Source organism: Fictibacillus marinisediminis (assembly GCF_023149135.1).
Classification (GTDB): domain Bacteria; phylum Bacillota; class Bacilli; order Bacillales; family Fictibacillaceae; genus Fictibacillus_C; species Fictibacillus_C marinisediminis.
The window spans coordinates 2,991,883-3,005,122 of the sequence record NZ_JAIWJX010000002.1 but is presented as its reverse complement, the minus strand read 5'-3'; the positions used below and the strand labels follow the sequence as shown (position 1 = coordinate 3,005,122).

Here is a 13,240-nt window from a genome sequence, read left to right as displayed (position 1 = left end):
ATCATGAGTAACGAAAACAACAACCAAAACATTAACAGTAAAGATTTTATTATTGGTGCTCTTGTGGGTGGAATTGTAGGTGCTGCTTCTGCACTATTGATGGCTCCTAAAAGCGGTAAGGAATTAAGGAATGACATCAATGAGCAGGCAGGCACAATTAAGGATAAGAGCACTGAATGGTCTGCGATGGCGAAAGATAAATCATCCAATATTGCCCGTACCGTTTCCGAACAGTCCAATCAAGTGGCTGGCAAGGTGAAGGAGTTAACGACCAGCATCCGCCGAGACCTTGATAATTGGAGAAATAAAGGCAAAGATGTGTTGGATGAGAGTGCTGATGCATATGGTGAAATTACAAGCCAAGTAGAAACTGAAGATAACCGTCGGCCGAATAAAGTAACTGAAGAAGAACTTGTTGAGCACAAATATTGATACCATCTGAATAAATGTGAAATGATAAACGGAGAAGATGATCTTCTCCGTTTTTCTATATAAAGGAGGGACCGATATGCCATTAACGAAAATTTCAGATTCTGAAGCTTTTAAAAAGGCGATAAGCGAAAATGGGAGAGTGTTTGTACTTAAGAACAGCACAACATGCCCGATCAGTCATGCGGCATTTGAAGAGTACAAAAAATTTGCTGAAGATCAAAGTGGGAACTTATACTACTTGAACGTTCAGGAAGCGCGGCCGCTTTCCAATGAAATTGCCGAGGCTTATGGAATCAAACATGAATCTCCCCAGGTTTTGCTTTTTGAGAATGGTGAGGTAAAATGGAACGATTCCCATTGGTCCATCACCTATTCTGCTCTGCAGGATAAGGTAAATCAATAATATATCCCTGTTTTGCACGGCTACAGTTCGAGCAAAACAGGTTTTTTTTATATTTATACAGGTGACAGTTCCTCTTGGTTTCGCTATGCGGGGCGGAGCTTTCAAGCCAAGAACGTCACCTTATGATTTTCAAGGTCTGGGAATTGAAGGTCTTAAGTTATTGAGGCGAGCCGGTAACAATCATGGCTTGGCTGTCATAAGCGTGGGCTTGCGGCTGCCATTGAGGAATTTATTTATAGTGCTGAATATGTTCGGCACAGCAAAGGAATCCTCAAGAATTTCAACTGTTTGTCGATGAGCTAAGCAGCAGCGGTTTATATAAAAGAGCGGAAATCTACGCTTAACCAAAGGCTTTTTTCTAAATTGTTGCTTTGGGAACTTTTTTGAAAAGAGTCTTCATTGACAAGTTGATTGGAGTGCAAGGTGCGAGACTCCTCGAAAATGAATTTCATTTTCTTCGTGCGATATAACGCTGTCGAAGCCTTCCTTGTCCTGCGGGACATGCGGGACAGGTGAGACCCACAGGCGCCATGCGCCGAGGAGACTCAGCGCCCGCCCCGCGGAAAGCGAGCATCCTGAAACGGAAATCAACTACTCCTAAGAGCAACAAAGGTTACGAAAACAAGGCTAACCAAAAAGCTCCCCCTAGTGGAGGGTTTTTTCATTAATATGGTTGGCCATGAATATAAAGGAAAAGAAAAACAGCAATACCAGAGCATAAAAGAGCATATGTAAGGAATTTAAAGAATCGCTTCAGTCAGACATGTACTATCTTCATATGAATGTTTATTTGCCTGATAATCAAGATAAAGGTATTTTTACTTCTTGTTTGAACTGCGTATAATGGGTAGGGTGAACCAGAAAATGACTGCAAATTGGTCAATTTGTAGCAATGTCCTTACCTTTTAGAGGAGGGAAAACTTGATGAATAATCTTGAATCAAAGACAAAAACAACAACGAAACAATCACTGCATTTTTTCCTGCTTGCCGTAACAATGCTTTGGATTAAATCCTACTTAGCCTTTCAATTTGGATTAAATCTTGATCTTGAAAATGTTATGCAGCAGATTATTTTGGTTATTACACCGCTAAGTTCTGCGATTTTCTTTCTGGGCTTGAGTTTGTTTGCACCGATAAAGAGCAGAAATAAAGCATTATTAACCATTCACTTTATCATGTCATTTATTTTATACGCGAATGTTGTATACCATCGGTTTTTTGATGATTTTATTACCATTCCAGTACTGTTTCAATTTAAGAACTTTGGGGATCTCGGCGGCAGCGCACAAAGCTTAATGCACCCGCTTGATGTTCTATATTTCTTGGACTTTCTACTGTTATTGACCATCGTATTGCTTAAAAAAGTTAAACCTGCTGAAAAGATTAAAAAGAAAACCATTGGCCTTGTATTTGCATCTGCTTTAAGTATCTTTATTGCCAACATCGGTATGGCAGAAATTCAGCGTCCAGAGTTGTTAACAAGGACGTTTGACCGTGCCATACTTGTAAAGCTAATGGGGATATACAACTATCATGTGTATGACGCAGTAATGAGCACGAAATCGTCAACACAGCGGGCGTTAGCTGACAGCAACGACCTTTCAGATGTTAAGAACTATGTGGATTCCGATTATAAAAAACCAGACGATAAAATGTTTGGTGCGGCGAAAGGAAAGAACGTAATCCTCGTGTCGATGGAATCAACACAGAACTTCCTGATCAACAAGAAAATAAATGGGCAGGAAGTAACGCCATTTTTGAACGATTTAACGAAAAGCAGTTATTACTTTGATAATTTTTATCATAATACCGGACAGGGTAAAACGTCCGATGCAGAGTTTTTGATTGATAACTCGTTATATGGGCTGCCAGGCGGTGCCGTTTATACGACAAAAGCTCAGAACAAATTTCATGCAACACCTGAAATTGTAAAACAGAAGGGCTACAATCCTGTCGTTTTTCATGCAAATAATAAAAGCTTCTGGAACCGCGATATTATGTATGATACGTTAGGCTACAACAAGTTTTATTCAAAGCCTTATTTCCATGTTACGGATCAGAACTCAGTAAACTATGGCTTAAAAGATAAGGAGTTCTTCAAGCAATCCATGCCGATGCTTGAAAATCTCAAACAGCCGTTCTACAGTAAATTCATCACATTGACAAATCATCATCCTTTCATTTTGAACAATGATCAGGAAAAGTCGATCCAGCCGGCTAACACAGGAGATCCTACAGTGGATAATTACTTTGTTACGGCTCGATACCAGGATGAGGCATTAAAACAGTTCTTCCAGCAGCTGAAAGCTTCAGGGCTTTATGATAACTCAGTTGTCATCTTGTACGGAGACCATTATGGTATTTCAGAAAACCATAATAAAGCGATGAGCAAGATTTTAGGAAAAGAAGTTACACCTTATGAGCATCTTAAGCTTCAAAAAACACCATTGTTCATTCATGTTCCGGGTCAAAAAGGAAAAACGATGCATACGATCGGCGGAGAGGTTGATTTGAAACCGACCATTCTGCATCTGCTCGGTATAAAAACAAAAGGTGATATTCAGTTCGGCTCTGACCTTTTCTCTCCAGAACGTGATGATTTCACCGTTCAAAGGGACGGAAGTGCGATTACGAAAGATTATGTCTATTCCGGAGAAAAAGAAAAATGCTACAATCAGACAGATGGAAAAGAAGTGGCTAATAAGCTTTGTAAGCCTGCAAAAGAAAAGGCTGAAAAAGACCTGAATCTGTCAGATAAAGTGGTTTATGGAGATTTACTCCGATTCTTTAAGGACGGAAAAATTGTCCAAAACCAAGAAACAAAATAACAGTAAAATTAACCGGCTGATTTCAGCCGGTTTTTGCTGTTTTGTATGTACTTACGGGGAATGGAGAAAACTATAAAAAAGAATTTGTAAAATATTCACTTTTTCCCGCTGGATTACAGCGCTGTCACTGCTTTTCGTTGCCTAACTGCAGTCCTTTACTGTATGATATCAATAACATTACATAACCTGTCTGGATTGTGGAATTAAAGGAGGATTATCAAATTGAATACAACAATTTATGATGTGGCCCGTGAAGCAGGAGTCTCTATGGCAACTGTTTCACGTGTCGTAAATGGAAACCCAAATGTAAAACCATCTACAAGAAAAAAGGTGCTTGAAGCAATCGAACGCCTAGGATATCGTCCTAACGCTGTTGCAAGAGGACTTGCGAGCAAGAAGACAACAACAGTAGGTGTGATCATCCCTGATATTGCAAGCATTTTTTTCGCTGAACTTGCTCGTGGAATTGAAGACATTGCTACGATGTATAAATACAATATTATTTTGTGTAATTCGGATCAAAACAAAGAAAAAGAAATACACCTTCTCAATACATTGCTTGGCAAGCAAGTGGATGGAATCGTTTTTATGGGCGGTAAAATCACAGAAGAGCTTGTAGAAGAATTTAAAAAATCACCTGTGCCGATTGTAATGGCTGCAACGGTTGATATGGAAAAGGAAATACCATCCGTTAACATTGACTATCAGCAAGCCGTGTATGATGCAGTGGAGCATCTTCTGAAATCTGGCCATGAATCAGTAGCTATGGTCACTGGTCCTCTTGAAGACCCGATCAATGGCTACCATAAGTTTACGGGTTTCCGTAAAGCGATGGAGGACGCAGGAAAAACAGTTGACGAAAAGCAGATTTTTGTTGGCGATTATACGTATGATTCCGGTATTGAAGCAGTTGAAACATTCCTCGAGAGCGGAAACATGCCTACAGCGATCTTTGTCGGCACGGATGAAATGGCACTTGGTGTTATCCACGGCGCACAGGATAAAGGATTGACTGTGCCGGGGGACCTTGAAGTAATCGGTTTTGACAATACAAGGCTTGCAACCATGGTCAGACCAACCCTTTCAACCGTCGTACAGCCGATGTATGATATTGGTGCAGTTGCGATGCGCCTATTGACAAAATTGATGAACAAAGAAAAAGTGGAAGAGAACACAGTCGTTCTTCCTCACCGTATTCAGTTCCGCAACACAACAAAGAACAACGATTAACTAATGAAATAAAGGTGGGAGAAGAATTTGAGAATTGGCATAATTGGGGCCATGGATGAAGAAATTCATTACATGAGACAAGCCCTTGATATTTATGGGGAAAGCGTTCATGCTAAAGGTAAATATTATGAAGGCACCTATGGAACTAAAGAAGTGGTTCTATGTAAATCAGGTGTGGGAAAAGTGAATGCTGCGATTACCACACAGGTTTTGATCGACCGTTTTAAAGTGACTCATATTTTATTTACAGGAGTTGCAGGAGCTCTTCATCCTGAGCTTGAGATAGGGGATATTGTCATCTCCACCAGCGCACTGCAGCATGATATGGATGCTTCGGCTCTTGGGCCGCATTTTCCACAGGGGACGATACCGATGTTCGATTACGAATCTGATTTTACAGCTTGCCCGAGCCTTGTGGAGCTTGCTGAACAGGCAGCTGCAAAGATTCCGGATATTCATGTCCGCAAAGGAAGAATTTTAAGCGGGGATCAATTCATTGCCAGCCGGGAAACCGTTGAAAAGTATTTTCAGCAGTTTGATGGAGCATGTATTGAGATGGAAGGCTCAGCTGTAGCGCAAACTGCCTTTTTAAATGATGTTCCGTTTGTGGTCATCCGCTCGATTTCGGACAAAGCCAACGGGGAAGCAACGGTAAATTTCACAGAATTTACTAAGCTTGCTGCCGAACGATCATCCTCCATTGTTGAAGAAATGCTAAAAACGATTTAATAAAAAAATGAAACACCTGATTGAGAGAGTCCATCAGGTGTTTTTTGTATAATCTCGAATATGGTGAAGTGCCTTCGAAAGGGTCAGCGCATTTTTTTCTGTGATCTCCTGTTTGCGGGGAATCGGTTTATACAGCTTGTCAGGATCCTCCCAAGTAAGAGGAAGCGTGACTGGTGCTTGTTTTTGCCACTTTTCCACCCACTCCATCGGCAAAGATCCTTTTAATTCGATATCGTTCATGGCAAGCCAGATCTCGGACCATGCCCGCGGCACGACACGCCAGATGTCATACCCGCCGCCGCCTGTAGCAATCCATTTTCCACCGCAGTACCGGTCTGCTGCTTTTTTCGCAATCCTCGGTATGGCGTGGAACGAGTTCATCGTAACTGACAGGTGTGTCAGCGGGTCAAAGTAGTGGGCGTCAGCACCGTTCTGGGTCAGGATCACATCGGGCTTAAAGAAGGCGGTTACTTCATTCAGAGCGGTTTCATAGAGGCTGAGCCAGGACTCATCTTCCGTAAAGGCGTCTACCGGTAAATTGAAAGAGTAGCCGTATCCGTCACTCTGGCCTTTTTCTGTCACACTTCCGGTTCCGGGAAACAGGTATCTGCCTGTTTCATGAATGGATAGCGTACAGGCATCCGGATCCTCATAGAACGCCCATTGAACTCCGTCACCGTGATGGGCATCAGTATCCACATACAGCACTTTCACGCCATACTTCTTTTTTAAATATGCAATAGCCACCGCGCTGTCATTATAGACGCAAAAACCGGATGCCTTCCCTCTGAATCCGTGATGAAGGCCTCCACTGGCGTTGAAACCATAAGAAGCTTTACCCTCCATGACCATATCTGCCGCAGTTAAGGTAGCTCCGACAATAAGCGCACTCGCTTCATGCATGCCGGGAAAAATGGGCGTGTCCTCTGTTCCAAGACCGTAATTTTCAGCTGATACAGCATTTAGTGTTCCTTCTCCTGCTTTTTTTACTGCCTCAATATATGCTTTGTCGTGTATGAGGCTAATTTCTTCGTCTGTAGCCATCCTCGGCTTTACGATCTGGCTGTCCTCCAAGGCACCGGAAGAGCGCAGAAGTTCATATGTTAATTGGACACGCAGCTGGTTAAAGGGATGATCTTCATTGAATTTATAGCGAAGCATATCCTCGGAATAGATAAAAACCGGTTTCTTCATCTTTCCACTTCCGGTTCCTGCGGCCAAATGACGTCATAACCATTCTGCCTTAGTTCAGAAGCAATGCGGTATGGATTCATCGTCCCGATCCGGAACACCAGAATCTTTTGGTTTTCTTCTTGTTTGTCCGGATAGACGAGAACACTGTTGATGTTGATTTTAAAATTCTTGATCAGAGAAGCAACATCAGCCAGTTTGCCAGCGATATTTTCAACCTTAACTTCAAGATGTGAGCTGGGCTGATGAGCGCCTGTAAGCTGTATGAGAGTGTACAGCATGTCCCGTTCAGTGATGACCCCTACCAGTTTTTTCTTCTCAAGGACGGGGATGCAGCCGATCTGATGCTCGTAAAAAACACCAAGAAGGTCTTCCGCAAAATCAAGTGAATGTGCTGTGATCACATCACTTTTCATAATCTCAGAAACGGGCCGCTGAAATTCTTCAGGATGATCGGCAGCATCAAAGATGGACGGGCTGGCGTCTCTTAAATCACGATCAGAAATAATGCCGACAAGCAATCCTTCTTCGTCAACAATCGGCAAATGGCGGATGCGGTGAGTTTTTAAAAGAAGCAGAGCTTCCTTAATCGTCGTCTGTGGCATGGCTGTAACAGCCTGTTTATTCATCATGTCCTGAACAATCATCTTTATTTCTCCCTTCTCCGGTCAATACATAAAGCGGTTCTGGAAACGGATTTTATCGAATTGCTGTACCGAATTCATCGTTATTCTTTTTCCGACCCTGACCATTAGACAGTTTGCAGGATGTGAGCTGATCTCCGGATCGTCAGTTGCCATATATTCCAGGCCTCCGGCATTCATCATTTTCTCCATCACTTTCCGGTAATCCCAAACCGACAAGCCGGTTCCTTTCAGATCCCAATGCCAATAATATTCAGTTGTGATAATGATGTAATCTTCCATCGCATCATCCATCATCGATACTTTTAATAGGCTTTTCCCTATTTTACAGTTGCGGTAATCCGCAATGACTTCAATAGCACCGAGTTCAAGCAGGTTCTCCATGTTTCCTTGTGACCATCTTTCCATCGGATCAGGATAGACATAGGTCACATAGCCGATAATTGTCTCTTTGTTTCTAGCGATAATGATTCTTCCTTCATCAAGGCCTGCAATCTCAATGAGAGCTTCACGCTGCTGGTGCGGGGGCCTGAACGCCTTTAATCCGGCATGAAATTCGTAGCCTGCCAGATGTTCAGGCGAAATCGGCCCTTCGATAATGACCTTGCCCAAAGGTGTATCAATGGCAAGGCAGTTGTATGTTTTCTTATGGTTCATTTATACACCACCCAATTTGAAGTTATCCTATTCTATTATACATAAACGAAATCATTTGTAAGGGCTTTCAACTTATTTGGTGTGACAATTCTAATAAATTTAAAAATTAAGAACGATTATGATATAATGGCTTTGAATATCTTGGCATAGGAGGAGATTGACTAATGAAAGTGGAAACGCTTCCGAGTGTAAAGGGTAACTTTAACCTTGAAGACTATCAAGCAGCATATAACGCATTTGACTGGAAAAGCATAGAAAAAGAATTTTCCTGGTATGAAACGGGGCGAGTCAATCTAGCCTATGAAGCGGTTGACAGACATGCAGAAGGCGATAGAAAAAATAAAGTAGCACTTTATTTCTCAGATCAGAAAAGAGACGAGAAGTATACATTTAAAGAGATGAAGGAACAATCTAATCGGGCTGGCAATATGCTCCGCCAGCTTGATGTTGAAAAAGGGGACAGGGTGTTTATTTTTATGCCGCGTTCTCCTGAGCTGTATTTTTCACTGCTCGGGGCAATCAAACTGGGAGCCATCGTCGGCCCGCTGTTTGAAGCATTTATGGAAGGAGCAGTCAGAGACCGTCTGGAAGACAGCGAAGCTAAAGTACTGATCACGACTCCTCAGCTATTGGAGCGCGTGCCTGTCAGCGAACTTCCTCATTTAAAACACGTTGTGCTCGTTGGTGAGGACGTGAAGGAAGAAGGGCCGTATGTCAATTATTTCAGCCGAATGGAAAAAGCGGACAAGGAGCTCGATTTGGAATGGGTAGACCGTGAAGACGGGCTGATCCTTCACTATACATCAGGCTCAACCGGTAAACCAAAAGGCGTCCTCCATGTTCATAATGCGATGATTCAGCATTATCAGACCGCTAAATGGGTACTTGATCTTAAAGAATCCGATGTTTACTGGTGCACGGCCGATCCCGGCTGGGTGACAGGAACCTCCTATGGTATTTTCGGACCTTGGCTGAACGGCGCCTCCAATGTGGTCCGAGGCGGCAGGTTTAGCCCGGAAGATTGGTACGGTACGATCGCAAAGTATGGCGTAACGGTTTGGTACAGTGCACCAACCGCATTCCGTATGCTTATGGGAGCCGGGGATGAGGTCGTAAAACGCTTTGATCTTTCTTCGCTCCGACACATCCTGAGTGTTGGCGAGCCGCTGAATCCTGAAGTAGTCCGCTGGGGCATGAAGGTCTTTAACCTGCGCATCCATGATAACTGGTGGATGACGGAGACAGGAGCTCAGCTCATCAGCAATTTCCCGGCAGTTGAAGTTAAGCCGGGCTCAATGGGCAAACCATTCCCGGGCATTGAAGCGGCTATCATCGATGATCAGGATAATATCCTGCCGCCTAACCGAATGGGGAACCTGGCGATTAAAAAAGGATGGCCTTCCATGATGAGAGCGATCTGGAACAATCCGCAAAAATATGAATCTTACTTTACCCCTGGCGGCTGGTATGTGTCTGGAGACTCAGCCTACATGGATGAAGACGGCTACTTCTGGTTCCAAGGCCGTATTGATGATGTCATTATGACATCGGGTGAAAGGGTAGGGCCTTTTGAGGTAGAAAGCAAGCTTGTCGAACACCCTGCAGTTGCAGAAGCTGGAGTAATCGGGAAGCCAGACCCGGTTCGCGGTGAAGTCATTAAAGCATTCATCGCACTGCGTGAGGGTTATTCTCCGAGCGAAGAATTGATTCAGGAAATCAGATCGTTTGTGAAATCTGGTTTGGCCGCTCACTCAGCGCCAAGAGAAATCGAGTTCAGAGACAAGCTTCCTAAGACAAGAAGCGGCAAGATCATGCGCCGGGTACTCAAGGCATGGGAATTGGACCTGCCGACAGGCGACTTATCCACGATGGAAGACTAATCATTTAAAGCAAAAAGCCCGCGAATTAATTCGCGGGCTTTTTTGGTTTCTTTTTATCATCATTTTGGGCAGGAGGAGGATCCTTTGGCTTTTTCCCTGCCGTTGGATCATCCGTTCCCGGTTTGTCTGGTTTCTTTGGATCTGTTTTTTCTTTGCCGCTTTTAATCTTCTCAGATGGCGCCGATTCCTTGCCCGAGACGTCTACTGCTGTAACAAACAGCACGCCTGATGGGGCAGAAAGAGAGGTTTTATCTGATGTTAGACTGCCGATTTTCTTAAACGGACCGTTTCCGGTAGCAGAATAATAGACACGGTAGCCAACTACATCACTTTCTCCTGACGCAGACCAGGAAAGCTTCCCGCCTTTGGCTGACAGTCCGCTGACTGTATCAGGGTTTTTTCCGTTCTCTGGAAGATTTGTCTTAGGAAGAAGATGGTCAGAATTTTCTTCTCCGGTCACTTTCTTCAAGTCGACTCCGTCAAACAGAGCATCGTCAATGAGGACGCCTTTTTGAGTAAATTCTTTTGGTGTCGATTCGGACGCTTTGTATTTCTTTCCGTTTGCAATAACATAAAGCCCGGTATCCAAGCTGTTATCTGTTGAATCTGGAGCATATTTTACATTGAATAGATCTGTTGTGACAAGACCTGCTGACCGGCAGAGATCAGATGGAAGTTTTCCCGAGATCCCGCAAATCTCTTTCCTGACAATTCCCGAAGGCATGGGGAAAAGATGCTTCGGAGCCATGAGTGATGGCGCGTATTTATAGGCATCATTGGCAAAAGCTGCCCACAGGGTCTGGCTAATATGCTGTTGTCCTGTTGGAAGGGCTTCAGGTTTATCATATCCGTGCCATACACCAAGCGTTACGTTAGGATTGGTTGCTACAAACCAAGAATCCTTGGCTGAGGATGTGGTGCCGGTTTTTCCGGCCCAATCTGCATAAAAGTTCAGTCTTCCTGGAATGCTTGCTGCGGTTCCCCCTGGCTTCAGTACATCCCTCATCATATCAAGGATAAGATAAGAGGTTTGCGGAGAATATACTGGCACCGGCTTAGATTGATGTTTATATAGAACTTTTCCATGTTTGTCCTCAATTTTTTCAATGAGGTAGGCATCCACAAACTTGCCTTGGTTAGCAAAGGTTGCGAAAGCGTTCGTATTCTCTTCTACGGTTACCCCGTGAGTCAATCCGCCGATGGCAACAGATGTAGCCGATCTGTCTGTATCAGTAATGGTTGTGAATCCCATTTTCTCCAATCGATTGAAGGCATCGGCCCGATTCGCTTTCATGAAGCTGCGCAGTGCAGGAATATTATAAGACTTGGCAAGTGCGGTCCTTGCGGAAAGGAGTCCATGAAAACGGTTATCATAGTTGTTTGGTGCGTAATTGCCAATGGTCAGCGGTGTATCAGGAATGATGTAACCCGGCTGCACTTTACCTTCCTCGATGGCCGGAGCATATGCGAGCAGCGGCTTCATCGTTGAACCATTCTGTCTTAATGCCTGAGTGGCATGGTTCAGCTGTTCACGGTTGTAATCACGCCCACCGACAAAGCTGATGATGGCTCCTGTTTTATTTTCGATCAGTATGGAGCCTACTTCCTGCGGCTGCTTTTCATAGATCCATTTTCCTTTGGCGTTCTTCACGCGGACAAGGTGGGTAGAGCCGAAGAGATATTTGTTCTTCGCTGTTTTCTCCATTTTCTCATAGATCTTTTTATTGATGGTCGTATGAATTTTCAGGCCTTTTTGGCGCAGCTGTACAAAAGCATTCTGACGGTATTCATCTTTTGTGTTCTGCTTAAGCTTGTCAAAGTTCTTGCCGTCTTTTTTCGCCCCGATCCTTGCAAGGATATCTGCTGAACGGCGCTCGACTTCAATGCTTAAGTAAGGATATTTTTCGTAAGAAGATTCCTTCTTCGTTACAAAGTGTTTTCTCACATTATATTTCAGTGCTTTATCGTATTGTTCAGGTGTGATGGCTCCATTTGTCAGCATGCGGTTCAAAACCGTTTTCATGCGGTTGGTACCATATGTAATATCTTTTTTAACTGCACCTTGTTGTGTAAATGGAGAATAGACAAACGGGTTTTGCGGCATGCCTGCAAGGAAAGCTGCCTGCGGCAGGTTCAGTTTGTCAGCGTCAACACCGAAAACTCCCTGAGCGGCCGCCTGGATGCCGGCTACGTTTCTGCCGGAGGAGTTACGGCCGAATGGAACGATGTTTAAATATGCTTCAAGGATTTGCTCTTTTGTAAACAAGTGCTCGAGTCTGAGTGCGAGCAGGATTTCTTTCGCTTTTCTGTCGAAGGAAACCTCGTTCGTTAAGATCTGGTTTTTAATGAGCTGCTGAGTAAGTGTACTCCCGCCCGAACGGGTATCGGAGCCTGTTACTTCCTGAAGCGTTGCCCTGAGGATAGCCTTTGGAACAATGCCGTCATGCTCATAGAAATATTGATCCTCCGTTGAAATAACGGCATCTTTTACGAAAGGTGAGATATCCTTTAAAGAAACCTCCTGGCGGTCAAGGTCAGCACGCAGCTTGCCGATCAGCTGCTCTTTGTCAAAATACATTGTACTCGTTTCTTCGTAATTGTAAATGTTATCCTTCATGGTGCTGTAAGCTCTGACTGGCTCGTTTTTTACAAGCGAGGCCAGAAAGCCAGCTCCTGCTCCAGCAGCCAAACAGCCGCCAAGCAAGAATAATACCACGATAATTAAGAATAAGTTCCAGGTGAATGTGTATGTTTTATCTGCGGCCTGTATAATTTTTTTCTCATTTAGATACGCAATAAAGCGCCTCCATTTTTCCTTAATTTCCTCTAGATGAGACATTTGTAAATTCCCCCCTATCTGACTAATTATATCATATCCCTTGTCGTTTGAAGGGGGACTTAAGACAATTTTGTCAGTGGATGAGGAATTGACAATGCGTAAAACCTGTGGTAAAAATGAAGAATATATGTCAATTGGATAAAGCAAAAGCGAAGATAGGATTTAGTAGTAACCGTCTCCCTGTTACAGAAAGCTGGTGGCCGCTGCAAACCAGTACATAGACAGTTTATGAATTACACCCTGGAGCTTTCTTTGTGAAATGAAAGTAGCAAAGACCGGTTGAAAAGCCGTTAATGGATATGAGTGGGAGGAAATACGTTTCCTTCAACGAGGGTGGTACCGCGATAATCACGTCCCTTATTACAGGGGCGTTTTTTATTTGTCTTCATCCAGAAACTGAAAGGAG

General features: G+C 43.7%; 10 protein-coding genes, 1 pseudogene and 1 other annotated feature. Of the genes and pseudogenes, 7 read left to right on the top strand and 4 right to left on the bottom strand.

Annotated features, from left to right (window positions below; genetic code table 11):
* The first annotated feature begins 3 nt into the window (after positions 1-3).
* The 6 genes and pseudogenes from LCY76_RS15960 to LCY76_RS15935 all read left to right on the top strand — a co-directional run bounded on the left by LCY76_RS15960 (position 4) and on the right by LCY76_RS15935 (position 5,623).
* Entirely contained in the window at positions 4-432 is a 429-nt protein-coding gene (locus LCY76_RS15960; protein WP_248253432.1) for a YtxH domain-containing protein, read from the top strand.
* A 76-nt stretch (positions 433-508) separates the two neighbouring features.
* Positions 509-835: a bacillithiol system redox-active protein YtxJ gene (gene ytxJ / locus LCY76_RS15955; protein WP_053357536.1), complete on the top strand. Its 327-nt coding sequence runs from the start codon at positions 509-511 to the stop codon at positions 833-835.
* Positions 836-869: 34 nt separating this feature from the next.
* Positions 870-1,037: pseudogene (locus LCY76_RS15950) on the top strand (bifunctional 3-deoxy-7-phosphoheptulonate synthase/chorismate mutase); the annotation flags it as partial.
* Between the two features lie 722 nt (positions 1,038-1,759).
* Positions 1,760-3,664, top strand: coding sequence for an LTA synthase family protein (locus LCY76_RS15945; RefSeq protein WP_248253431.1), 1,905 nt, complete (start codon positions 1,760-1,762; stop codon positions 3,662-3,664).
* A gap of 222 nt (positions 3,665-3,886) precedes the next feature.
* A complete protein-coding gene (ccpA, locus tag LCY76_RS15940; RefSeq protein ID WP_248253430.1) occupies positions 3,887-4,894 on the top strand; it encodes a catabolite control protein A in 1,008 nt (335 codons plus the stop codon).
* A 27-nt stretch (positions 4,895-4,921) separates the two neighbouring features.
* On the top strand, positions 4,922-5,623 hold the full coding sequence (locus tag LCY76_RS15935) for a 5'-methylthioadenosine/adenosylhomocysteine nucleosidase (RefSeq protein WP_248253429.1): 702 nt from the start codon (positions 4,922-4,924) through the stop codon (positions 5,621-5,623).
* Positions 5,624-5,656: 33 nt separating this feature from the next.
* On the opposite strand, the gene LCY76_RS15930 is transcribed toward LCY76_RS15935, so the two are convergent.
* Genes LCY76_RS15930 through LCY76_RS15920 form a run of 3 tightly spaced genes read right to left on the bottom strand, consistent with a single transcriptional unit; the run spans position 5,657 to position 8,115 of the window.
* Positions 5,657-6,817, bottom strand: coding sequence for an acetoin utilization protein AcuC (locus LCY76_RS15930; RefSeq protein ID WP_248253428.1), 1,161 nt, complete (start codon positions 6,815-6,817; stop codon positions 5,657-5,659).
* On the bottom strand, positions 6,814-7,461 hold the full coding sequence (locus LCY76_RS15925) for an acetoin utilization AcuB family protein (protein ID WP_248253427.1): 648 nt from the start codon (positions 7,459-7,461) through the stop codon (positions 6,814-6,816). Before LCY76_RS15925 ends, LCY76_RS15930 begins: the two co-directional genes overlap by 4 nt.
* 21 nt (positions 7,462-7,482) lie before the next feature.
* Entirely contained in the window at positions 7,483-8,115 is a 633-nt protein-coding gene (locus LCY76_RS15920; protein ID WP_248253426.1) for a GNAT family N-acetyltransferase, read from the bottom strand.
* Positions 8,116-8,279: 164 nt separating this feature from the next.
* Between LCY76_RS15920 and acsA the strand changes: the two genes are divergently transcribed.
* Positions 8,280-9,995 carry an acetate--CoA ligase gene (gene acsA, locus LCY76_RS15915; RefSeq protein ID WP_248253425.1) on the top strand — a complete coding sequence of 572 codons (1,716 nt, stop codon included), beginning with the start codon at positions 8,280-8,282 and terminating at the stop codon, positions 9,993-9,995.
* A 25-nt stretch (positions 9,996-10,020) separates the two neighbouring features.
* Here the strand turns inward: acsA and LCY76_RS15910 are convergent, their stop codons facing one another.
* A complete protein-coding gene (locus LCY76_RS15910) occupies positions 10,021-12,834 on the bottom strand; it encodes a transglycosylase domain-containing protein (RefSeq protein ID WP_248253424.1) in 2,814 nt (937 codons plus the stop codon).
* Between the two features lie 143 nt (positions 12,835-12,977).
* Positions 12,978-13,195: a binding site (T-box leader), on the top strand.
* Positions 13,196-13,240: the final 45 nt, after the last annotated feature.